General features: G+C 62.1%; 17 protein-coding genes. 11 read left to right on the forward strand and 6 right to left on the reverse strand.

Annotation, left to right across the window (positions count from 1 at the left end; translation table 11 throughout):
- Nucleotides 1-336: 336 nt before the first annotated feature.
- The gene (locus LJE93_10925) at nucleotides 337-1,356 is read right to left on the reverse strand and encodes a GDP-mannose 4,6-dehydratase (GenBank protein ID MCG6949414.1); all 1,020 of its coding nucleotides are present in this window, start codon (nucleotides 1,354-1,356) and stop codon (nucleotides 337-339) included.
- 270 nt (nucleotides 1,357-1,626) lie between these two features.
- Between LJE93_10925 and LJE93_10930 the strand changes: the two genes are divergently transcribed.
- From LJE93_10930 to LJE93_10965, 8 genes are all read left to right on the forward strand, one after another.
- Nucleotides 1,627-2,727, forward strand: coding sequence for an efflux RND transporter periplasmic adaptor subunit (locus LJE93_10930; protein MCG6949415.1), 1,101 nt, complete (start codon nucleotides 1,627-1,629; stop codon nucleotides 2,725-2,727).
- 127 nt (nucleotides 2,728-2,854) lie between these two features.
- Nucleotides 2,855-4,084, forward strand: coding sequence for an ABC transporter permease (locus LJE93_10935; GenBank protein ID MCG6949416.1), 1,230 nt, complete (start codon nucleotides 2,855-2,857; stop codon nucleotides 4,082-4,084).
- Nucleotides 4,085-4,220: 136 nt separating this feature from the next.
- Nucleotides 4,221-5,480, forward strand: a complete 1,260-nt coding sequence (locus tag LJE93_10940; protein MCG6949417.1) for an ABC transporter permease — start codon at nucleotides 4,221-4,223, stop codon at nucleotides 5,478-5,480.
- A gap of 75 nt (nucleotides 5,481-5,555) precedes the next feature.
- Entirely contained in the window at nucleotides 5,556-6,296 is a 741-nt protein-coding gene (locus LJE93_10945; GenBank protein ID MCG6949418.1) for an ABC transporter ATP-binding protein, read from the forward strand.
- A 146-nt stretch (nucleotides 6,297-6,442) separates the two neighbouring features.
- The gene (locus LJE93_10950; protein ID MCG6949419.1) at nucleotides 6,443-6,790 is read left to right on the forward strand and encodes a PilZ domain-containing protein; all 348 of its coding nucleotides are present in this window, start codon (nucleotides 6,443-6,445) and stop codon (nucleotides 6,788-6,790) included.
- 165 nt (nucleotides 6,791-6,955) lie between these two features.
- Nucleotides 6,956-7,393: a GFA family protein gene (locus tag LJE93_10955; GenBank protein MCG6949420.1), complete on the forward strand. Its 438-nt coding sequence runs from the start codon at nucleotides 6,956-6,958 to the stop codon at nucleotides 7,391-7,393.
- A gap of 10 nt (nucleotides 7,394-7,403) precedes the next feature.
- Entirely contained in the window at nucleotides 7,404-8,015 is a 612-nt protein-coding gene (locus LJE93_10960) for a hypothetical protein (GenBank protein ID MCG6949421.1), read from the forward strand.
- A gap of 430 nt (nucleotides 8,016-8,445) precedes the next feature.
- A complete protein-coding gene (locus LJE93_10965; GenBank protein ID MCG6949422.1) occupies nucleotides 8,446-11,409 on the forward strand; it encodes a TonB-dependent receptor in 2,964 nt (987 codons plus the stop codon).
- 182 nt (nucleotides 11,410-11,591) lie between these two features.
- On the opposite strand, the gene LJE93_10970 is transcribed toward LJE93_10965, so the two are convergent.
- The 5 genes from LJE93_10970 to LJE93_10990 all read right to left on the reverse strand — a co-directional run bounded on the left by LJE93_10970 (nucleotide 11,592) and on the right by LJE93_10990 (nucleotide 19,580).
- On the reverse strand, nucleotides 11,592-14,681 hold the full coding sequence (locus tag LJE93_10970) for an efflux RND transporter permease subunit (protein ID MCG6949423.1): 3,090 nt from the start codon (nucleotides 14,679-14,681) through the stop codon (nucleotides 11,592-11,594).
- Nucleotides 14,682-14,815: 134 nt separating this feature from the next.
- On the reverse strand, nucleotides 14,816-15,913 hold the full coding sequence (locus LJE93_10975) for an efflux RND transporter periplasmic adaptor subunit (GenBank protein ID MCG6949424.1): 1,098 nt from the start codon (nucleotides 15,911-15,913) through the stop codon (nucleotides 14,816-14,818).
- Between the two features lies 1 nt (nucleotide 15,914).
- Nucleotides 15,915-17,261: a TolC family protein gene (locus LJE93_10980; GenBank protein ID MCG6949425.1), complete on the reverse strand. Its 1,347-nt coding sequence runs from the start codon at nucleotides 17,259-17,261 to the stop codon at nucleotides 15,915-15,917.
- A 55-nt stretch (nucleotides 17,262-17,316) separates the two neighbouring features.
- Entirely contained in the window at nucleotides 17,317-17,931 is a 615-nt protein-coding gene (locus tag LJE93_10985) for a TetR/AcrR family transcriptional regulator (protein ID MCG6949426.1), read from the reverse strand.
- A gap of 215 nt (nucleotides 17,932-18,146) precedes the next feature.
- The gene (locus tag LJE93_10990) at nucleotides 18,147-19,580 is read right to left on the reverse strand and encodes an MATE family efflux transporter (GenBank protein MCG6949427.1); all 1,434 of its coding nucleotides are present in this window, start codon (nucleotides 19,578-19,580) and stop codon (nucleotides 18,147-18,149) included.
- A gap of 231 nt (nucleotides 19,581-19,811) precedes the next feature.
- On the opposite strand from LJE93_10990, the gene LJE93_10995 reads away from it, so the two are divergent.
- The 3 genes from LJE93_10995 (at nucleotide 19,812) to LJE93_11005 (ending at nucleotide 22,461) form a co-directional block, all read left to right on the forward strand.
- A complete protein-coding gene (locus tag LJE93_10995; GenBank protein MCG6949428.1) occupies nucleotides 19,812-20,177 on the forward strand; it encodes a hypothetical protein in 366 nt (121 codons plus the stop codon).
- A 12-nt stretch (nucleotides 20,178-20,189) separates the two neighbouring features.
- The gene (locus tag LJE93_11000) at nucleotides 20,190-21,020 is read left to right on the forward strand and encodes a hypothetical protein (protein MCG6949429.1); all 831 of its coding nucleotides are present in this window, start codon (nucleotides 20,190-20,192) and stop codon (nucleotides 21,018-21,020) included.
- Nucleotides 21,021-21,222: 202 nt separating this feature from the next.
- The gene (locus tag LJE93_11005) at nucleotides 21,223-22,461 is read left to right on the forward strand and encodes a threonine synthase (GenBank protein MCG6949430.1); all 1,239 of its coding nucleotides are present in this window, start codon (nucleotides 21,223-21,225) and stop codon (nucleotides 22,459-22,461) included.
- Nucleotides 22,462-22,512 lie beyond the last annotated feature (51 nt).

A 22,512-nucleotide genomic window follows, 5' to 3' on the forward strand; every position in this document is an offset into this window, starting at 1 on the left:
CCCTCAAGAACCCGCTTTTTGGCGCGAGAAATCCCCCCTTGAGTCTGTACCAGAAGCACCGGCTCGCGGCAAGAATAGGCTCGACTCCGACCACTATATATTGCGTTCCTAACCGTTGTCAACACTATATCTTGCGGTCTTGGAGTAATTTTTTCGGTCCGGAAGTGTTTACTGATGAGTCACTTCTGAACATCCGGTTCGACCCATATTGCAGAGCGCGAATTCTTCTCGAAATCGAACCCGAAGAGGAGACGTCGTATGGCCCTCCGATCGCGATGTGGACGACGTCGATTCGGCACCCTGCCCTGTCGGTCCGGGACCGGCCGAAGGCCGGGTTCATGAGCGATAGAGCTTTCGGATGAGGGGGATGAGATAGTCGGCGAACCCGCTTTGAAGGTCATGAACGGGCGATAGCCCCCAGTCCGAACGTGCTGCCGAGTCATTCACATCTGCCGGCCAGCTGTCGACGATCGCCTGCCGTTTGACGTCTGGTTCGAAACTGATGTCAGCCTCAGGAAAACCCTCGAGCACGAGCGAGCGGATCTCTTCGGCCGAAGGATTGAACGCGGTGATGTTGTAAACGGTTTGACGGAGGGCCGAACGGTCCGCCTTGGCCAGGTCCAGAAGCGCGTCGACCGCGTCTGGCATCACCATGAATGGGATGCGAGTGTCCGGGCGCACGAAGCACGCGTAGGCCTCGCCCCTCGCCGCCGCGTGGATCATTTCTGGGGCGTAGTCCGAGGTGCCCCCTGACGGCACGGTAACCGCCGAGATGAGACCCGGGAACCGGATGGCACGGAAGTCCACCTTGCCGGACAAGGTCTCGGCGGCGAGTTGCTTGTAGTGATGGTCGTAGTAGCGACCGAGGTGTTCGCAGTACAGCTTGTTACAGCCGTACATCGTGGTTGGATTATTCCACGTGTGCTCTTTCACCGCTCCCTCGCTGGCCTTCGTTTCGAGATTCGGCAGCCCGTAAGCGGCGATCGACGATGGGTAGAGGAAGGTCACCGCCCTGCCGTGGGACTCACCCTGCGACTGGGCGAAGTCGAGGAGCTTGAGGGTGCCCTCGACGTTGACCTGGTGCCCTGTGACGGGTGTGAACTCGGCCCGTGTGGAGAGAATGGCTGCGAGGTGGTAAATCCTCTCGACCTCGTACTCCGAGAGAATCCGCTCGAGCAAATGGGTCTCGAGTATCGAACCCAGGTACTCCTGCTCGACGCATGCGGCGATTTCCGGTTCCAGCGGCCTGAGGTCGATGGTGATGATCGCGGTGTCACCGTCGGCCGCGAGCCGCTCGATCAGGCCGTGACCGATCTCTCCGCTTGCGCCGGTGATAAGTGTCACGTGCTTCCGCATGGGCATCCTCCCCGCGTGCCAGATTCGTCGAGGCCTCGAAGCCTGTCAAGTTCCCCCGTCATCCGATCCCCATCCCGCTCCCGACCCCGACGGGGTGGGGGGCGGAATCGCTGCCCCTGGCCGCCGGACCGACTGCAACTTCTTGGCGCCTCGAAGCGTCAAATAAAACGGGCACGGAGACGCAGACGAAGACGGACACGGGTCATCCGAACTTCTTCCCCGGGATTTACGTACTAGCAGGCAGGGTCGGAAGACGAGCGGAGGTCGAGCATGGCAAAAGTATTGAAATTTCTCTTGATTGTAGTGGTTGTCGCCGGCGCCGCCGGAGGCATCTACGCGTGGGTCGGATCGCGCGACACGGATGAGAACGGGAACACCCTGATCGAGGCCGAAATCGGCTCGATTACCGAGAAGGCTCTGGCCGTAGGCCAGATCGAGCCGCGCGAACGATTCCAGGTCAAATCGAAGATCTCCGGCATCGTCGCGCGCTGCTTCGTGGAGGTTGGCGACACCGTCGATCGGGGCGATGCCCTCTTCGAGATAGCGCCCGATCCCACCCCGCAGGAGCTCCTGAACGTGAGCCATCGCGTCCACTCGTCGGAGGCCACGTATCTGAAGGCCAAGGCGGATTTCGAACGAGGCCAGGAGCTGCATGACGATGGACTGATGGCGAAGGGTGACCTCGATGCTCTCCGCGAGAGCTTCGAGCTCGCTCGGATCGCACGTCAGCAGGCGGTCGACAATCGCGATTTGACCCGCAGCGGTCGTGTCACGGGTGGCGACACCCAGGTCGAAACGATCATTCGGACCACCGCCAGCGGCACCGTTCTCTCCCGAGCGGTCAACGTTGGTGATCCGGTAGTGCCCCTGACCTCGTACCAGCCCGGCACCGAGCTCGCGGCAGTGGCCGACATGGGAGACCTCATATTCAAGGGGACGGTAGACGAGATCGACGTCGGCAAAATCGAGGTCGGCATGCCGTGCCGGATCAAGGTTGGCGCCCTGCCCGAAGACATCGTTACTGGCCGCCTCTCGCGCATCGCACCCCAGGCCCAGAAGAACGAGGGTGCGACCCTCTTCGATGTCGAGATCGAGCTCGATCCGGACCAGCAGGTCACCCTGCGCGCGGGATACTCGGCGAATGCCGACGTCGTGATTCGCGAAAAGAACGACATTGTCCTCCTGCCGGAGCGCTTGGTCCTCTTCGAAGACGAAAAGACCTTCGTCGAGATCCCCGGTACCGGCCCCGAGGCCGAGCCGGAGAAGATTGAGGTCGAGCTCGGATTGTCGGACGGCCTGAATGTCGAGATCGTTTCCGGTGTCACCGCGGGTGACCAGGTCGTGCAGCGGCCACCAAGAGAAATCAGCTGATGAATTCGGATTTCGGATTTCGGAATTCGGAACTCCCGCTCGCCCTGTGCTGTGACGGCGTGGTCGGGTGGCTGGTAATTCAGAATTCAGACTTCAGAATTCGGAATTCGGGCCGGAAGGCCTGACCATGACGGGGTTTGGCACCTTCTTCCGTCAGCTGGGACGCGACCTGTGGAGCCAGAAGCTGCGCACATTCCTCACGACCTTCGGCATCATTTGGGGCACGGTCGCGGTGAGCCTGTTGCTCGCGTTCGGGAATGGCCTCCACCGGCAGATGATCAAGACCACAGCAGGTCTCGGCGACCGGATCGTCATCGCCTGGCCGATGCGCACATCGATGGTCTACGAGGGCCTCGGCAAGGGCCGCCGGATGCGGATGATGGAAGAAGACATTCAATACCTGAAGGCTCATGTCGAGTTGATCGATGGAATCTCCGGGGAGTACGAACAAAGCCTCCTGGCACGTTACGGGGATCGGCAGCGGTCTGTATCCGTGTCCGGCGTGTCCCCGGTCTACGGAACGATGCGTAACATGATCCCCGCGGTGGGTGGACGTTTTATCAACGATCTCGACGTGGAGAAGCGCCGCCGGGTGGTCTTCGTGGGCAACGAGCTGGCCGACGATCTGTTCGGGACTCAGGAGGCCGTGGGTGAGACTGTCATGCTCCACGGCTCCCCGTTTTTGGTGGTCGGCGTACTGCAGCCCAAGGAGCAGGACTCCTCCTATTCGGGCCGGGATCACTCGAAGATGATCGTTCCGGAGTCGACCTTCCGCGCGATCACCGGACAGAAGTACATCGACAACTTCATCTACAAGGCACCGAGCCCGGAGTTCAACGACACCCTCAATGATCAGGTACGACAAGCCCTCAGCGGTCGCCTTCGATTTCACCCCGATGACGACCAGGCGGTCCAGCTCTGGGATACCAGCGAGATGTTCGTCTTCATGGATGCGTTCATGCTCGGTTTTCAAGTATTTCTCGGCATCATGGGTGTGCTGACCCTGGTCGTCGGTGGCATCGGCGTCTCCAACATCATGAACGTGGTGGTCGAGGAGCGGACCCGAGAAATCGGCATCAAGATGGCGCTCGGCGCTCGCGGCAAGTCGGTGCTGGGACAGTTCATGCTCGAGACCATGGTGTTGACCGCGATCGGTGGTGCCATCGGGCTCGCTATCTCCTATGGAATCTGCACCGCCTTTCCGACCGACCTCGAAGAGTACGTCGGCCTGCCTACGCTTTCGCCGGCGCTGGCCGTGCTCACCGCCTCGGTTCTCGGACTGGTTGGCCTGATCGCCGGTTACTTCCCGGCGCGCTCCGCTTCTCACCTCGACCCGGTGGTGGCGATGAAACTGTGAACTGGAGCAGCGAATTGCGAATTGCGAATTGCGAATTGCGAATTTCCCCCCCGGCCGCCCAACCGGTGTTTCCGGGGATGTGGGTGGGAAATCCGAAATCCGAAATCCGAAATCCGAAATGCGTGGGGTGGGCCGTATGAGGCTTCTCGATTGGCGGGTCGTGGGCCAGCTTTTCCTCAAGGCCTCGTCGCTGCAGCGCAAGCGCGCGACCTTGACCGTTGCCGCCATCGCCTGGGGGACCGTGGCCATCATCATGCTGCTCTCCTTTGGCGAGGGACTCAAGCTCCAGCTCATGAAGGGCAAAAGAGGGATGGGCGAGAACATCGCCGTGTGGTGGCCCGACGAGACCTCGAAGGTCTGGGAGGGGCTCCCGGAAGGCCGACCTATCCGTCCCCGAGTCGACGACATTGACTACCTGCGGGGACGGATGACTGCCGCCTCGGGCGTCATAGGAGAGATGACCAGTTGGTCGTCCTCGATGACCTATGGCCAAACGACCATCACCGGCCGGGTGACGGGAGCTCATTGGGAGTACGGGGAGATTCGCCACCACTTCCCGCAGTCGGGTGGGCGATTCATCAACGCCAATGACGAGCGAGACAAGAGGCGGGTGATCTTTCTCGGCGACGCGCTCGCCGAGGAGATCTTCGGTGATGTCGAGCCGGTCGGGGAGACGATGTTCCTCGATCGCGTGCCCTACCTGGTTGTCGGCGTGATGCAGCACAAGATGCAGATGGGGACCTACAAGGGACCGGACGAGGACGGTGCGATCATCCCCATCACGACCTTTGCGGCGCAGTTCGGTCGCCAACGGCTGACAAATATCGTCTTCAAGGTACCCGTCCCCGAGGACATGCCGTTGGCGCGGCAGCAGTTCAACGAATCGCTTGCCGCCAGGTACCGATTCGATCCGACGGACGAGCAGGTGACCGGCTTGTGGGACACGGTCGAGGGGGCCAAGGTGATGGCCAACATCATGATTGGCTTGCAGGGCTTCCTCGGCATCATCGGCGCCCTCACCCTGTTCATCGGCGGCATCGGCGTCGCCAACATCATGTACGCCGTGGTCAAGGAGAAGACGCGGGAGATCGGCGTGCAGATGGCGCTCGGCGCACGCAGGGGGTGGGTCACCGGCCCGTTCGTCCTCCAGGGGCTCTCCTACACCCTGGTCGGTGGCGCCCTCGGTCTGGTGATCGCGATGGTTCTGATCATCCTCCTCGGCCTGATCCCGGTCGAGGGCAACCAGGCCCTCGAGTTCCTCGGCAAGCCGACCCTTTCGTGGCAGATCGCGCTCGCGACGGCGGGGATTCTCGGTGGCATCGGCATCCTCGCCGGATACTTCCCGGCGCGCCGCGCCGCGACGGTCGATCCGGCGGAGACACTTCGCTATGAATAATGAATTAGGAATTCGGAATGAGGAATTAGGAATTCCCACCCACCCACCCCTGGGGGGTGGACTCGGGAGATTGATATGAACTGGCCCATGAAGAAGAAGAACGGTGCCGCGGCGTCGAACGGCCACATCATCGACATGCACGCGATCACCAAGGTCTATGACACCGGCAAGATCCAGGTTGAAGCGCTCCGCGGCATCGACCTGAAGGTCAAGAAGGGTGAGTTCGTTGCAATCGTCGGGCCGTCGGGGTCCGGGAAGTCGACGTTGCTCAACCTTCTCGGCTGCCTCGACACGCCGACCGGGGGCGAGTACCGCTTGAGCGGCGAGACCGTGGCCGGCCTCGATCGCGATCAGCTTGCCGACATCCGTAACCGCCGTGTCGGATTCGTCTTCCAGAATTTCAACCTGCTGCCCCAGCTCACGGCCCTCGAAAACGTCGAGATGCCGATGCTCTTCGGCGGCGTCGGCCGCAAGGAAAGAAAACAGCGCGCAGCGAAGCATCTCGAGTCGGTCGGACTGGGCGATCGCGTGGAGCACAAGCCGACCGAGCTCTCCGGCGGCCAGATGCAACGCGTCGCCATTGCCCGTGCCCTTTCCATGGAGCCGGACATCGTCCTCGCCGACGAGCCCACCGGCAACCTCGACACGGGCTCGGGAACCGACGTCATGGGCGCCCTCCAGGAGCTCTGGGAAGGGGGGGCCACCCTGGTGGTTGTAACGCACGACAAGGCCCTCGCCAACCGCGCCAACCGGGTGATCGAGATCCGCGACGGGAAGGTCGTTGATGACCATGTCAACGGCAAAATCGAGAATTAGGAATTGGGAATTAGGAATTCCCACCCGCCCTCCCGTTCTGAGGCGGTATGGGCGGCATTCCTAATTCCTGACTCCTCACTCCTAATTCGAATTCGAAACGTCGTCTTGAGCGTCTTCGGGGTACAATATTTGGTGAGGTATCGATCATGCTTGAAGACGAACTCACACCCACCCGGCGGCAGTTCCCCAGGGTCCCGTCCGAAGACGTCGTGATGATCCACCGCCTCGGCCCGGCTGAGGAGGAGGAGCAGACGACCGCGCGACAGATCGGCCTCGGCGGTCTCATGATCTCCAGCGTCGAGTCCCTGGGAGTGGATTCCTACCTCCGGCTGAAGCTCACCATCGAGGCGGAAGAGGTCGAAGCCACCGGCAGAGTTGTGTGGGAGAAGCCGGCCGAAGACGGATCCTTCGACGTGGGAATCGCTTTCATTTCAATCGATGCCGCGCATGCGGATACCATCATGCAGAAGCTCGCTGCCATGGGAGCGTCGTAGCTCCGCCGCCCGATACTGGATACTGGATGTCGGATACCCGATCCGCCCGCCCACCCCTTGACAACCCAGCCTGACGACTTATCGATTTGTTGAACCCAGCATCCAGCATCCAGCATCCAGCATCTCGAAACACGTTTGCCCGTGGAATCACTTGTGGAGGCAATCATGGCAGCCGACGCTTTTCTGACCGGAGGATGCCTCTGTGGCGCCATCCGATTCGAAGTCACGCCCCCGACCAGGTGGTGCGCACACTGTCATTGCTCGCTCTGCCGCCGAGCACACGGCGCAGCCTTCGTGACCTGGTTCGGAGTGGAACGTTCGAGCTTCGAGCTGGTGACCGGAGCCGATGAGCTGTCTTGGTACCGGTCGACGCCGGCGGCGCGACGCGGTTTCTGCTCGCGATGCGGCTCGACCATCTTTTTCGAGAGCGAGCGATGGGCCGATGAGGTGCACATCGCCCTCGCCTGCATGGAAGGCGCGATCGACCGTTCGCCGAAAGCGCACGTATTCTATGATTCACATGTCGATTGGATCGAGCTCGGTGACGAGCTGCAACGGCTCGGAGGCCCGAGCGGGACGAATCCGATCGAGCCGGCTCGCTGAGGAGGATCTGATGTCGAAAGCATATGTGTCCTTTCCGCTCGCTGCAATCGGTCTCCTTTTGCTGTTGCACACGGGCTGTGGTTCGGTCGGTAACGCCGCCGGCAGCCCGTCGTCAACGCCCGGGGTCTCGCAGATCGGTCGGAACCAGGTGAAGGCCGTCGGAGCGGACCTGGAAGGCGTGGTGAGCTACAAGTTCGCCAACGCCAACCTGGGCGACGAATGGCTGATCATCACCGTCGCCATCGGTGGTCTGCGGGGTGAAGCGATCGAGATCCGGCAGCAATCGATCTCGGTTCGCACGCCGGACGGCCGCAGCATTCCTCTGCCGCCCCAGGATGAGTTCATCGAAGCGTACCCCGAGCTGCAGAGCACTCTCCGCCGCGCCCTTGTGGCGAGCGAGCCGCTCGAAGCGACTCGGGGCGGACGCCGCCCCTGCGAGCTCGATTTCCAGCGAATTCCGGGCACCGGCACGACCCGGACATCGGTGTGGGTGACCCAACGCCAGCTGTGCGTCGGGATGCTGAGCTTCCCGGTTCAGGGAGGCGTCCAGCCGGGCAGGTGGAAGCTGGTCATCGAGTTGGAGGAATCGGTCCTCGAGATTCCGTTCCTCCTCGGTGACTGAGACAGCCGGGTTCCCGGCAATTCGTGTTCGGAAACCCGTATATCCGGGCGCCGTTACTCCGGGTTCTCGGATAATCTTTTTTCGCAACTGACGGCTGCCCCCACTCGCCAGCCACCTCTGGGAAAGCCAGTAAGGGCCTCTCGCCAGTAAAACGCTGAATCGAAAAGAAGATACGCGTGAGGAGTCCAGAAACGATTCTTGGTCTCAAAATAAAGACAGGAGTAGCGAGATTTGCTGAACTCGAGGCACGGTTTTTGCGTAGATCTTTGCATCGTGCTTCCGACGACCGACGCTTCACCTGAACCGGAACCTGGGACCGGGGTGATTGTTGCTGTCGAAGCAATACACGAGGAAGGAGGTCACAGGGATACCAGAGTCTCTTGAGGAGGGAGTCCGACAATTCATTGAGGACTGTTTGGGAGGAAGGACAATGAAGAGAACCATACTTGCGACCCTGGTCGTGGTGGTGGCACTCGCCGTTGCCGCACCGGTGATCGCGCAGAACCCGACTGGCGTGTTGACCGGACGGGTCAGCTACGAAGGACAGCCGCAGGCGGGTGTGACCGTGACGGTCGATTCGCCCTCGCTGCAGGGTACCCGCGTCGAAGTGACCGGGTCGAGCGGCGACTACAACTTCCGCGGTCTGCCGGCGGGCACCTACACGGTGACCTTCGCGCTCGCCGGCTTCAAGACCCTCGAGTACGACGTCAAGATCTCGGCCGCGCAGAGCCGCCGGGTCGATGCGCAGATGTACGACGAGAGCTACGCTGAGGAGATCATGGTGACCTCGGCCTACGAGACGGTTTCGGATTCGACGGAGGCCTCCACCACCTACACGCTGGATCTGGTCGAACAGTTGCCGATTCAGCGAACAATCGAGTCGACGGTGCTGATGACTCCTGGCGTCACCAACACCGGGACTTCTTCGGGCTACATAACGATCTCGGGCGCGATGTCGTTCGAAAACCTGTTCATGATCAATGGCGTGGTGGTGAACGAGAATCTTCGCGGCCAGCCGCTGGATCTCTACATCGAGGACGCGATCCAGGAGACGACGACCTCGACATCGGGCGTGTCGGCCGAGTACGGACGCTTCCAGGGCGGTGTGGTCAATATGCTCACCAAGTCCGGCGGCAACCAGTTCTCGGGCTCCTTCAGGGCCAACCTCGACAGCGACAGCTGGCAGTCCAGCAACGCCGGCGAGCTCACACCCGAGCGTGACGACAAGGTCAACACCACCTACGAGGCGACATTTGGCGGCTATGTGTTGAAGGACAGGCTGTGGTTTTTCACCGCCGGCCGTGACCTCTCGCGGTCCGAGACTGACACCACCTACCTCACCAACATCGAGTTTCCGCAAACCTCTGAGCAGACGCGGCTCGAAGGGAAACTGACCTGGTCGATCACCCCGAGCCACCGAGTGATCGGCTCCTACGCCGAGATCGATTACGTGCGGACGAACACGGTTTACGGAGATGTTCTCGACCTGGCGAGTGTCAACCCGCACCGCGAGGACCCGCAGGACATTACCTCGATCAACTACACCGGCGTGATCACCGACAACTTCTTCATCGAGGGGCAGTACTCAGAGCGCAACTACATCATCGGCATCGGCTCGGGTGGGGACGACACTTCGCTGCTCCGCGGCACTCTGCTGCTCGACCGCTCACACAGCAGCGCCCGCTTCCACACGCCGACCTTCTGCTCCGCACCCGAGTGCGGCGACGAGGATCGCAACAACGAGAACGGCCTGCTCAAGGCCTCCTACTTCCTGACATCCTCGTCGGCCGGCAGCCACGATATTGTCTTCGGTTTCGACACCTTCAACGACATCCGCAAGGTTGACAATTATCAGCAGGCGGGGGATTTCCGGCTCTACGTGTCGGACACGATCTGGATCGACGATCCCAATGAGCCAGGCGGCATCGCCATCTACCCGGTCATGGCCTCGTACTACAGCGCCAACCGTCCCGACGGAATCAGTCGGGGTAGCTACGGTTACGTGTACGACATGGCCGCTACATCGCAGGGCACGGACTTCCGGACCAACTCCCTCTTCGTCAACGACACCTGGCGCCTGAACGACAAATGGACCTTCAACGTTGGTCTGCGTTACGACGGCAACGACGGTGTCGACAGCAACGGTGTCAAGGTCTCGGACGACAGCCGCGTGAGCCCGCGGCTGGGCGCGGCGTGGGACGTCAAGGGCAACGGCGACCTGATCTTCAACGCCTCGTACTCCCACTACGTCGGCGCGCTCGCCAACGGGATCGCGAACGACGCTTCGCCCGCCGGAAATGCCAACTCCCAAAACACGCGCTATGACGGGCCCTGCCTCAACTGCGACGCCTACCTCACCGGCGACTACTCGAACCTCATGACCCAGGACGAGGTCATCCAGGCCTGGTATGACTGGTTCATCGCCAACGGCGGCTACGAGAATCCACCAAACAACACCTCGACCACGATCCGCGGGCTGACGCCGCAGATCTTGGAATCGATGTCCTCACCCTACACTGCCGAGTTCGTCGTCGGTCTGACCAAGCGTCTCGGCAGCAGGGGCGTCCTGCGGGTTGATTTTGTCAACCGTGAGGGCCACGATTTCTATATCTACCGAACCGTCCCCAACCGAACCGTCGAGGTTCCCTCGGGGCCGACCGACCTGTCGACGATGGAAAACGACGACGGTTTCTACAAGCGTAAATACCAGGGTCTGCACACCAACTTCCAGTACCGCATCGGTGACCGCTGGGATCTCGGCGCCTCGTACACGTACTCGAAATCGAAGGGCAACTTCGACGGTGAAACGTGGAACTCGGGCGCCGTCCAGGGCACATGGCACGAGTACACCGAGTACCGCTCGGACCAGTGGAACGTGCCGACCGGTTACCTCGACATCGACCAGCGCCACAGGTTGCGTGCCTACGCAGTGTGGGACGCGATATCGACCTCGCGCCACAACCTGAGCCTCAGCTGGTTGGAGAACTTCTGGTCCGGAAATCCCTACTCCCTGACCGCAACCATCGAAATCGATAGCGATTGGGTAGACAACCCGGGCTACGAAGACCCGCCCGACTCGCTGACCTATTACTTCGGCGGCCGGAACGCAGAGCACTGGGACAACGTCCACCGCTCGGACTTCTCGATCAATTACGGCTTCTTCATCAAGAGCGTCGAGCTGTTCTTCCAGGGAGACATGCTGAACGTCTTCAACGAGGGCGCACAGGACGGTGGCATTACCACTATAGATGTCCTCAACGACTTCAATCCCTATACCACGACCCCGGTCGAAGGCGTGGATTGGGAGAGAGACGAGGACTTCGGCGAGCCATCCACCGACGGCAGCTTCCAGAACCCGCGCCTGTACCGCTTCTCGGTCGGTATTCGCTTCTGATAATCGTCACCTCGTGACATCAACGCCCCGGTCTTCGGACCGGGGCTTGTTCTTGAAATCGGAATTAGGAAGTAGGAATTAGGAAGTAGGAATTAGGAATGTCACCCAGCCGCCCGGGCCAATCCGACCATGGGGGGACGGTCGGGAATTCCTAATTCCTCATTCCTAATTCCCCATCCGGATTACTGCGCTTCCTCGGCCACCGTTTCGGCCCGCCCGTGCTTTTCCCTCTTGCCGCGCAGCTTTTCACCGATCCGATCCATGTAGGAGTAGACCACCGGCACCAGGAAGAGGGTGAGGAAGGTGGAGGTGGTCATGCCACCCGCGGTCGCGACCGCCATCGGTGCCCGCGCCTCGGAGCCCTCGCCGATCGCCAGTGCGACCGGCAGCACGCCGAAGATCATCGACACCGCAGTCATCAGGATTGGACGTAGTCGGATCGGGCAGGCCTCGCGCAGGGCCGCCTCGCGGTCGAGGCCGGTTTCCTGTTTCTGGATCGTCAGGTCGACCAGCAGGATCGAGTTCTTGGTCACCAGGCCGAAGAGGAGGATGATGCCGATCACCGACATGATGTTGATCGTGTAACCGGTCACGAAGAGCGCGAGCAGGGCGCCTGTCATCGCCGGCGGCAGGGCGAACATGATGGTGAAGGGGTGGAGCAGCGAGTCGAACTGGCTCGCCAGCAGCATGTAAACGATGAGGATCGCGAGGCCGAGTGCGAAGAGCAGCGAGTTCATCGACTCGGCAAACTCCTCGGCCTGGCCGGTGGCCTTGGCGTGATATCCGTCGGGCAGCTCCTCGGCGAAGATCGCGTCGACCGTCTGCAGCGCCCGGTTGAGCGGCACGTTCTCGAGGTTCGCAGTCAGCAGCACGCTGCGCTCGCGGTTGGTGCGGTTGATGTTGATCGGTCCGACGCCGTGGCTGATTTCCACGACCGAGTCGAGGCGCACCATCTCACCGGTCTTCGACCGGACTTCGAGCCGTCCGATGTCCTCCGGCGTCATGGCCTGCGTCGGGTGGACCTTGATCCGTACGTCATATCGCTTGCCCTGGTCGGTGAAGGACCCGACCTCACGCCCGGCGATGAGCGCGTAGACCGTTTCGAAGATCGTCGCCGCATCCAGGCCGAGGTCGGCAGCGCGGTCGCGGTCGACGTTGACGAAAAGCTGCGGCTGCTCGAGATCGAGGTTGGTGTCGAGATCGACGAATCCCGGCTCGGCCGAAAGGCGTTCGATGACCCGGTTGCCGATCCGGTCGAGCTCGTCGAGGTCGGGCCCGCGGATCGAGTAGGCGAGGGCACTCTCGCCGCCCTCGCCACCCACGTTGTAGAAGCTGAACTCGATAACCGCGGACTGCAGCCCGTCGATCTCGGCCAGATCGCGCCGCAATCGCTGCACGATCTCGGACTGCGGCGCCTCGCGCTGCGAGGGCTTGGACATTTGCACGAACATGATGCCCGAGTTGACCTGGCCGCGCTCCTCGATGTCGAGGGCTGCGAAGCCGGAGAGGATCTCCGGCTGTCCGAGGACGATCCGCTCGACCTCCTGCATTTTGCGATCCATCGCCTCGAGCGAGGTGCCGACCGGCGCTTCGACGCGAACCATGAACGCGGACATGTCCTCGGCGGGCGCGAACTCGGCACCGATGAAGGGCACCAGCCCGAGGCTCGCGACGACGACGATGGTCGAGAGGGTGAGGGTCAGGATCTTGTGCCGCAAAACCCAGTCGAGGGACCTAGAGTATGCGGTCTCGAGCCATTTGAAGCCCCGTTCGAGGAACTCGTAGATCCGGCCATGCTTGGGCGATACTTTCAGGATCCGCGAACACAGCATGGGGGTCAGGGTCAACGCGACGAAGAGCGAAATCAGCACGGCAGACGCGACCGAGATACCGAACTCGAAGAGGAACTGGCCGATCATACCCTTCATATAGGCGACCGGGATGAAGACTGCGGCGATGGAGAACGTCGATGCCATCGCGGCCAGTGCAATCTCCTTGGTTCCGTTGAGAGCCGCGGTGAAGGGATCCTCGCCCTCTTCTTGGTGCCGGAATATGTTTTCGAGAACCACGATGGCGTCGTCGATGACCACCCCGACCGACAGGGCAAGCGCTAGAGTCGTCAGGTTGTTGAGCGAGAAGCCGAAGATGCGCATGAATCCGAAGGTCGCGATCAGCGACGTTGGGATGGCGAGTGAGACGATGAAGGTGGAACGCCACGACCGGAGAAAGACGAAAACCACGAGGATCGCCAGGATCGCGCCGTAGACGATGTCCTCCTGGACGTTTTCGATCGATTTCTCGACGTATTCGGCACCGTCGAACGCCACGTCGTAGAAGAGACCCGGCGGGAAGTCCTCTGCCAGCTCGTCCATCTTCTCGCGCGCCGCGCGGTTGACGTTCACCAGGTTGGCGCCGGATCGCGGTGCGACGCCGAGACCGAGCGTTGGCGTCATGTTGTAGCGAGCCATGCCACGCTCGTCACCGACGCCGAGTTGGGTAAAACCGACGTCCTCGAGCCTGATCGGACGACCGTCCACGGTAGCGACGATCATCTTGTCGAAATCCTCGACTGACTCGAAGAGGCCGAGATTGCGGACCGCGAGCTCAATCATTGGGCCTTCGATAAAGCCGCCGGGGAGCTCGAGGTTTTCGCGGCCGAGGGCGACGATAATGTCGGTCACCGACAGGCTGTGCGCGGCAAGCTTGTCACGGTCTATCCAGATGCGGATCATGGGCTCGCGGAAGCCGGGCATGATGACATTGCCGACGCCCGGCACCGACAGCAGGGCCGGTTCCACGACCTGGTCCGCGTAATCCGACAGCTCGCGGGCATCGAGGCCAGCGAGCGCCATCCAGAGCATCGGCTGCGTGTTGACGTCGAACTTCTGGACGATCGGAGGCTCGGCGTCGAGCGGCAGCTGACCCACCGCGCCGGAGACCTTGTCGCGCACATCCTGGGCGGCGATGTCGATGTCGCGCTCGGTGGTAAACATCACCGTCACCTGGGAGACGCCCTGACCGGAGTAGGAGGTGAGCTGATCGATGCCCTCGATCGTGTTGACCGCCGCCTCGATGACGTCGGTGACGTCGGACTCCATGACCTCTGGGGAAGCCCCGGGAAGGATCGTGATGACCGTGACCATCGGAAAGTCGATGGACGGCAGGAGGTTGACGGGCAGGGTGGAGTATCCGAGGATGCCGAAGACCACCAGGGCCACCATCATCATGAAGGTGAAGACTGGGCGGCGGATTGCGATTTCGTACAAGTTCATGACGTCTTCCTCGAAGAACAGTTGAGAGTTGAGAGTTGAGAGTTGAGAGTTCTCACGGCGCGTTTATTCTGTTCGTTCATGACGTCCTCCAACTCAAAACTCATAACTCATAACTCAAAACTCAAAACTCAAAACTAACTGACGATGGTCACTGGCAGACCGCGGGTCAGGCCCGAAACATCGGCGATCACCTGTTCGTTGGGCGCGAGGCCATCGACGATCTCGATCAGACCGTTGTCGCGGCGTCCGGTCCGGACCTTGCGGTAGACGATTGTCCCGTCCTCCACCATCAGCACCTGAGCCAGATCGGAGGTCGCGACCGCCGCTTCGGGGAGCCAAAGGGACTGTATTGCGTCCGGCGACTCGAACACGACGGTCGCGAACATTCCGGGTTTAATCGAACCATCGTTGGCGGCAGATCCCACGATCTCGAATGAACGGCTCGCCTGATCGACCACCGGTTGCAGGCTGTAAAGCTTGGCTGTGCGGACCGGTCCGGATACGCCGACGGTGAAGGTGAACTCCTCGAGCCCAACGAGCTCGGGTGCCCACGACTCGGGTACGTGGGCCGCAACCTTGATGCGATCTCCGACCGCGAGGTTGAAGAGGCCGGCGCCGACATCCGTCCACTGGCCGGCGACGACATGCCGCTGGGTGATGGCACCTGCCGCGGGCGCACGGACCACGCTGCGGTCGTAGTTCCGTTTCGCGAGGTCGTGCGCCGCAGTGGCTGACGCTACCCGGGCGGTCGCGAGGTCGTACGCCGCCTGCGACTGGTCGAGCGCACTCTGCGGGATGGTCTCATCCGACCGGAGATCCCTTTTGCGCCCGAGGTCCTTGGCGGCCAATTCCAGATCGGCCTGGGCCGCCGCGAGGTTTGCCTCGGCCTGCTCGAGGTAGATGCGGAAGGTGTTCCGGTCGACCTCGACCAGCGGGGTGCCGGCTCGGACCCGATCGCCGACCTCCGCCAGGACGCGGTCGACCTTGCCAGCGACCTCGGACGAGACGGTCACCGTGTCGAAGGCGCGGATCTCGCCGACCAGTTGAACCGAGGGGTTTTCACTGCGGATATCGGGGGAAACCAGCCGCACCTCGCGCGGAGCGAGCGCCTGCTCGAGAGCTTCCGCCTCAGCGGCGGCGTCTCCGTCATCCGAGCCGTGGCAGCCTGTGAGTAGGCCGATCGCGAATGTTCCGAGCAGGGCAAACAACAACTGTCGACGGATGGTCTTCATCTCAATACTCCTGGGATTCCGCCTGGTGCATCTGGCGGAAATCGAGGTCTGGAAGTGGGGACAGCCCGACGGCGTAGCGAAGCGAAATGGCCTGCAGCTCACGCTGCGCTCGAGCGACGATCTGCGAAGTCTCTGCGTCTGTTGCCTCGGTGGTGGCGTCGAGGAGGTCGGTGGTCGAAGCCTCGCCAACCCGATAGGCGCTTTCGACCTGTCGATAGGCGAGCCGCGCCGCTTCAGTCCGTTCGCGGGCTGCAATCAACACGGCGTCCGCGGTCTCGTAACCGATATGTGCGGCATCGACCTGGTCGGAGATGTTCTTATTGAGTGTGACGCCGAGCAGCTCGACCTGCCGGAGGTCCTCCTTCGCCTTGGCGACGTTCGATCTCGCGATTCCTCCGTCGTAGATTGGCACTCTGAGCTGGAGGACCATGGAAAGCCAGTCGTTGGCCGGGAAGCCGGACTTCTGCTGGAAGTACTGGCCGATCGCTTCGAGCTGCGGATACAAATTGCCGCGCTCGACCTTGATCCAGAGGCCGGCGGCCTCGAGCTGGTGGATCAAGGTCTGCATTTCGAGTCGCTGCCCGAGGGCCTCTTCGACGAGCTCCTCCCCGCTGCCGCCGGGAATCGGGATCGGTCCGGGGGGCTTCAGCTCTCCGAGGATCTCGGCACCGACCAACCGCTCGAGCCGGTTTCTCGCGAGGGTAGCTTCGCCGACCGCCGCGGTCAGGGACTGCCTGGCACTGGCCACCTGAGCGCGCCAGCGGGCGACGTCAGCGATCGCGTTCTCGCCGACCTCGTAGAGGCGTTCGGCGACCCGGAGCTGGTTCTCGTTCTCCTCGAGGACAATCCGCCGGACGTCGACCCACTCGGCCAGCGAAACGGCTCCGTAGAACGCCGCCGAAACATCCATGGTGAGGTCTCTGATGGTGGTCCAGCGATCGAGCTCGGCAATGTCGCGGTTGAGCTTGGCAATATCTCTCGCCCGCCAGGCCCGAAGCCCGGTGAAGAGATTCTGGCGAAGATCGACGCTTGCGGTCCAGTCCTGGGATGGACGAATTACGAAGGACTCGCCGGGCGACAGCTCGATCGAAAGGTCTTCGTCGTAGAAGGTGTACGAGCCGTTGAGCTCCAGACGTGGCATCAGGGCCGACCGCGCCAGTTTCATATCGGCTTGCGCCCGCCGAATCTCGCTGTCTGCCATCTGCACCGTTTCATGGGTTTCAACAGCCTGTGCGACGAGGTCGGAAAGGGTCGGATCGCGTAGCTCCAGCGCAGGGGCTGCGATCGGTGACGCTATAAGACCGACGGCAATCAGCGCGCAACACATTCTGGGTCGTGTCCAATGCATGATCGCCCTCCCGTGGGCAGCTGATACGGCAGTTTCCGCGATGGGGTTTCGCATTTCAGGGTTTCTCCGTCGCCAGGTTTTGGTACAGGAGGTCGCCGAGGGTTTCGGTGATCCTGTGTGGCTCGATGGTACGGTCAAAATAGAATTGAATGCCGAGGCCGTCAACCGTCGCTACGATCGTAATTGCTAACGCCTCCGGGTCGATCGATGCCTTGAATTCGCCCCGCTCCTGTCCACCGCGGATGAAATCGGCGACGAGTCGTCGAAAGATGGTGTAACTGTCGATCACGGCGTGTCGGTAGGCTTCTTCAAAACTCCTGCCTCTCGAGGCGGCCCAAAAATCGAGGATCACCGGTTGCAGGTCGACCTGCTCCGAAACCACCTCGGCACCCAGGCGCAACAGATCGTGGAGCTGTTCTTTGGTCGATTCGCCGGACGCGAGCGCTTCATCGATTCGGGCCGAGATATCGACGTTTATCGATTCGAAGACTGCGAAGAGCAGCTCTTCCTTCGACCTGAAGTACTCGTAAACCGTTCCCTTGCCGACGCCGGCTCGTTCGGCGATGTCGGCGACCCGGGTCGAGGCATAACCCTTCTCCGCAAACACGGAGCCGGCCGCCTTGACCAGCAGTTGCCGCTTGTCTTCTCGGGTTTCGACTGTTGCTTCCACATCCCTCTCCTGTCACTGACCGACCGGTCGGTCAATGGGTACGGTAAGATACGCGCCGAGGTTTCAGGTGTCAAGCCCGCCCCAACCCACCCGCCCACGGCCCGACGGCTGTACGGCCTCCTCCGACCACCCGCCCACGGCCGAACGGCACCTGCTTTCCTCGATACTCGTGCCACGGTTGACCGATTCGCCGTAACGCCGTCCCGCCGTTGAGCCTAGACTTCACGCAGCTTCCACCGTCCCCGTCGGAACACGAGCACGCCGACCACAGCGATCAGGGACTCGGCGACGGTGATGGCGACAAAGACCCCGGTCGGGCCCTGGCCCGCGGTCATGGCCAGCAGATAAGCGAAGGGAAGCTGGAAGATCCAGTAGCAGAAAACGTTGATGACGGTCGGCGTGTACGTATCACCGGCTCCGTTGAAGGCCTGTACCATGACCATGCCCCAGGCGTAGAACGGGTATCCGATGGAAACCCACCGCAGACAGGCGACGCCGTAGCGAACGACCGCTTCTTCGACCGAGAAGATCCTGATGAGCGGAGCCGCTCCGGCAACGAAAACGATCGCGACTGCGAGCAGAAAGATCATGTTGTACACGCCGGCGAGCCAGACGGAGGATTCGGCGCGTTCGGGCTGGCTGGCGCCCAGATTTTGCCCAACCAGGGTGGCCGCGGCATTGGCGAGCCCCCAGGCGGGCAGGATCGCGAAGATGATGAGGCGGATTGCGAGGGTGTAGCCGGCCACTGCCGCCGGCCCGAATCGACCGATGATCGCTACCAGGACGACCCAGCTCGTCGTGCCGATCAGGATCTGCAGAATCCCGCCCACCGAAAGACGCAGGAGACTGAGGATGATGCGCGGTCGTGGCAACAGGTCCGGCCAGTGAACGTGGATACGGCCTGTACCACGGAAGAGCACCCAAAGCTGGATGACGACACCGATACCGCGGCCGACGGTGGTGGCGACCGCCGCCCCGGTCACGCCGAACTCCGGGAATGGCCCCAGGCCGAAGATCAGGCAGGGATCAAGAATGATGTTGACGGCGTTGGCGATCCACAGCACCCGCATTGCGATGGCCGCGTCTCCGGCGCCGCGAAAGACGGCGTTGAGCAGGAAGAGGAGCATGATCGTCGCGGAACCGCCGAACAACACGCGCGTGTAACCGTGACCCGAATTGATCAACTCGGACGTCCCGCCCATCAGGCGCAGCAGGTCATCTGCGAACACGACCCCTGGAACCGCCACCGTCGCGGTCAGGCACAGACCGAGGAGGAGCGACTGGGCTGCGGCGACACCGGCACCGGCCTTGTCCTTCTCTCCGATTCGACGTGCCACCATGGCGGTGGTCGCCATACCGGAGCCCATGGCGATCGCGAAGAGGATGCTGATCATCGCCTCCGTGAGTCCGACCGTCGCCACCGCGTCGGTTCCGAGACGCGAGACGAAGAAGGCGTCGGTCAGGGCGAAGACCGATTCCATCACCATTTCGAGCACCATCGGGATCGCGAGCAGGACGACGGCGCGGCCGATCGGACCGGAGGTGAATTCGATCTCGCTGCCGGTCAGGGCGAGCTTGATCGTCTCCCAGGCGCTCATTCCTGGTGCGGCAGCTGGCTCCGCGGTGGAGGACGGTCCTTCGGGTGCCATGGTCACCTACGATACGCGATACCTGAGGGTAGGTTTGACGGAGCAGTGAGAAGCTGAGGAGAAAAGGAGAAAAGGGGCGGAGGGGAGTGGAACGGGGGGGTGCGAGCCGCTTCGGACTTCTCCTCTGCGCCTTTTCTCCTCTGCACCTCTGCGGTAACGGCTGGCTTCGCGGGAACAAGTGGGCGACAATCTGCGTACCTTGAGACAGAGGTGTCAATGGGAGGGGAAACAATGGCTGCAACATCGAAAGCGACCGTTGCCGGCGTATGCGACATAGTCGCGGGCATTTCCGGCGTCATCGGAGGTATCCCGTTGCTCGTGCTGGCACTCGTCGGAAGTGGGGTCCTGGCAGCGATTCCCGAGCCCGAGGTGAGCGCCCTGGCGGTTGCTCCGTTGGCCCTCTTCCTGCCGTTGGCTTTCGTGTGCTTCCTTTCCGGAGTCATCGCGATCGCCGGTGGTGTCGCTGCCTTCAACCGGCGCCGCTTCGGCCTCGCTCTCGGCGGGTCGATCGCCGCCGTCTTCGCCTTCTTTCCGGTCGGCATCGCGGCGGTGGTCTTCACCATCCTCGCCGAGCCCGAGTTCCGCGCCGCAGGTTGAGGCCGGACGATCGTGAACGAGACGACGAACAAGGTTCTGGCAGGTTGCGGGATCGGCTGCCTCCTGGCGATGATTGCCCTCGCCGGTCTCGGTTGGATGGGTTATCGGTGGACCAAGACAGCCGTCGATTCGGCCGAAGGCACGGTGCGGTCCCAGGTCGAGCTCGAAGAGCGACTCGGATCGATTCGGGACTACACGCCGCCCTTGGACGGCGCGATTCCCACGGAGCGCCTCGAGACCTTTCTCTTTGTGCGCGAGTCGATAGCGACGGAGCGCGAGGCCCTGGCCGCTGCGGTCGCAGACTTCGCGCCGGCGGCCGGTGAGGGTGAGACCATCGGCGGTTTGCACGCGGCCAAGGCCACGATGCGCATGGCGCCTCGCGTGTTGGAGTTTGTCAGCGCACGAAATCAGGCTCTGCTCGACGCCGACATGGGGCTGGGCGAGTACACGTGGATCTACTGGCTGACCTGTCACGGCTGGCTTGGCCACCCGCCGGGGGAGTCGACGCTGCATGACATCCTCGAGCAACAGTCTGATGCCGGGGGCAACGTCCAGATGGACATCCACGGTTGGGACGCCGAGGAAATGACACTTCAGCTGCGCCGCAACGTGACCGCCATGGTCCGAAATCTCCACCAGACCTTGAAGGCCGAGCCGCAGGCGGGTGAATTGAACGAGGTCGTGGCGGCGGAGCTGGCCAAGATCGAAGACGACCCCTATCGCGTGCCCTGGCAGGACGGACTGCCGGAGGCGCTGGCGGTCGGGCTCGAGCCCTACCGCGGCCGGCTGGAGGCGAGTTACTCCCCGTCCACCAACCCCTTCGAGCTGATCGAGATCGACTGAACGCGTCTCGTGGTCGCGGCGGAGTCGAAAGTTCAGAATTGAGAGCTGAGAGTTTCCACCCACCCACCCTTTGCTCTGGCGGCGGCCAGACCTCTCAACTCTCAACCCTGAACTCTCAACTCAGTACACTGCACTCTCAATTCTCAACTCTCGACTGATCCCTTTTCGCGGGAAAGGTAAAATCCCGGCCGGGGGTGTCGTCATGACAGAGCCTGAGAAGCCCATCCGCATCAACCCTCTCATCGACAAGATCGTCTGCTCGATGACCGGCAAGGAGCACGATCCGCTAAGATTTTCCAGGCCGATTGGACTCTGCTCCTGCTGCCCGGCACCCGGCAAGCCGCTGGTGGTCGTGTACAAGCTGGAGGCGGTTCGAAATCTTGTGGATCAACACGGTTGGGAGAAGGCCCCGGGCATATGGAAGTACGCCCCGCTCCTGCCCGTGCAGAGCGTGCCGCGCGACTACGCTCCCGATGTCGGTCTGACGGGTGCGGTATGTCACGAATTCCTGGGTGAGATGACCGGTGTCGAGCTCCACCTCAAGAACGAGGGCTCCAACCCCTCGGGCAGTTTCAAGGACAGGGGCCTCGCGGTCGGTATCGCTCTCGGCGTTGCCTGCGGTGCCAAACGCTTCTGCCTCCCGACCCAGGGAAACGCCGGCGTCGCGTCAAGCCTGTTCTCCACCCGGCTGCAACTGCCCGGTTGCCTGGTCTATATGCCCGAGGGCTACCAGGGGAACATCTATCACCGGGAAGCCGAGTTCTTCGGCGCCGAGGTGCGCTTCGCCGGCGGAAATATCGCCGCTTCGGGGAAGATCATGCGCGAGGAATTCGCCGAAGAGCTCGCGAGTGGCGAGTTGGTCGACATGTCGACGTTCTTCGAGCCGGGGCGGCTCGAGGGCAAGAAGACCATGGGTTTCGAGATTTTCGAGGATTTCGGCCCCGACAATCTGCCCGACTGGATCCTCTATCCGACCGGAGGTGGAACGGGGCTGGTCGGTATCTGGAAGGCGTTGCAGGAGCTGACCGCCCTCGGCTGGTTGGATCCGCAGAGGCACCGGCTGCCGCGGATGGTGGCAGTGCAGTCGGAGAACTGTGCGCCGGTCGTGAAGTCCTTCGCGCTGGGCATCGACTACGTGGAACCGGTGGAGTCGAAGGGCACCGTCGCGGATGGCCTGGATGTGCCCGGCGCGATCATGGGTCACGGCATTCTCGCGACGGTACGCGAGTCGGACGGCACCGCGGTCGCGGTCAGTGAGAGGCAGATCGTCGACGCCTTCGAGGTCCTTGGCCGGCACGGCCAGGCGGCGAGCTATGAGAGTGCTGCGACCTTCGCCGCGCTTCGGAAGATGCGTCAAGACGGCGTGATCGAGGCCGGGGCCAGCGTTCTACTGCTGCTGACGGCGAGCCACCTCATCTCGCTCGCGCAACAGCCGAGCTGACAAGCGCATCGGTGCCAGGAGAGACAAAGCGAACATCGTTGCCCTGAAGGC

It is taken from the genome of Acidobacteriota bacterium (assembly GCA_022340665.1).
Taxonomy (GTDB): Bacteria; Acidobacteriota; Thermoanaerobaculia; order Thermoanaerobaculales; family Sulfomarinibacteraceae; genus Sulfomarinibacter.

What these genes read in the sequence shown, in the direction of transcription:
- LJE93_10965 (MCG6949422.1), top strand. Translation starts at nt 8,446, where the DNA reads ATGAAGAGAACCATACTTGCGACCCTGGTCGTGGTGGTGGCACTCGCC.
- LJE93_10930 (MCG6949415.1), top strand. Translation starts at nt 1,627, where the DNA reads ATGGCAAAAGTATTGAAATTTCTCTTGATTGTAGTGGTTGTCGCCGGC.
- LJE93_10935 (MCG6949416.1), top strand. Translation starts at nt 2,855, where the DNA reads ATGACGGGGTTTGGCACCTTCTTCCGTCAGCTGGGACGCGACCTGTGG.
- LJE93_10995 (MCG6949428.1), top strand. Translation starts at nt 19,812, where the DNA reads ATGGCTGCAACATCGAAAGCGACCGTTGCCGGCGTATGCGACATAGTC.
- LJE93_10980 (MCG6949425.1), bottom strand. Translation starts at nt 17,261, where the DNA reads ATGCATTGGACACGACCCAGAATGTGTTGCGCGCTGATTGCCGTCGGT.
- LJE93_10970 (MCG6949423.1), bottom strand. Translation starts at nt 14,681, where the DNA reads ATGAACTTGTACGAAATCGCAATCCGCCGCCCAGTCTTCACCTTCATG.
- LJE93_10940 (MCG6949417.1), top strand. Translation starts at nt 4,221, where the DNA reads ATGAGGCTTCTCGATTGGCGGGTCGTGGGCCAGCTTTTCCTCAAGGCC.
- LJE93_10990 (MCG6949427.1), bottom strand. Translation starts at nt 19,580, where the DNA reads ATGGCACCCGAAGGACCGTCCTCCACCGCGGAGCCAGCTGCCGCACCA.
- LJE93_11005 (MCG6949430.1), top strand. Translation starts at nt 21,223, where the DNA reads ATGACAGAGCCTGAGAAGCCCATCCGCATCAACCCTCTCATCGACAAG.
- LJE93_10945 (MCG6949418.1), top strand. Translation starts at nt 5,556, where the DNA reads ATGAACTGGCCCATGAAGAAGAAGAACGGTGCCGCGGCGTCGAACGGC.
- LJE93_10975 (MCG6949424.1), bottom strand. Translation starts at nt 15,913, where the DNA reads ATGAAGACCATCCGTCGACAGTTGTTGTTTGCCCTGCTCGGAACATTC.
- LJE93_10950 (MCG6949419.1), top strand. Translation starts at nt 6,443, where the DNA reads ATGCTTGAAGACGAACTCACACCCACCCGGCGGCAGTTCCCCAGGGTC.
- LJE93_10960 (MCG6949421.1), top strand. Translation starts at nt 7,404, where the DNA reads ATGTCGAAAGCATATGTGTCCTTTCCGCTCGCTGCAATCGGTCTCCTT.
- LJE93_10925 (MCG6949414.1), bottom strand. Translation starts at nt 1,356, where the DNA reads ATGCGGAAGCACGTGACACTTATCACCGGCGCAAGCGGAGAGATCGGT.
- LJE93_10955 (MCG6949420.1), top strand. Translation starts at nt 6,956, where the DNA reads ATGGCAGCCGACGCTTTTCTGACCGGAGGATGCCTCTGTGGCGCCATC.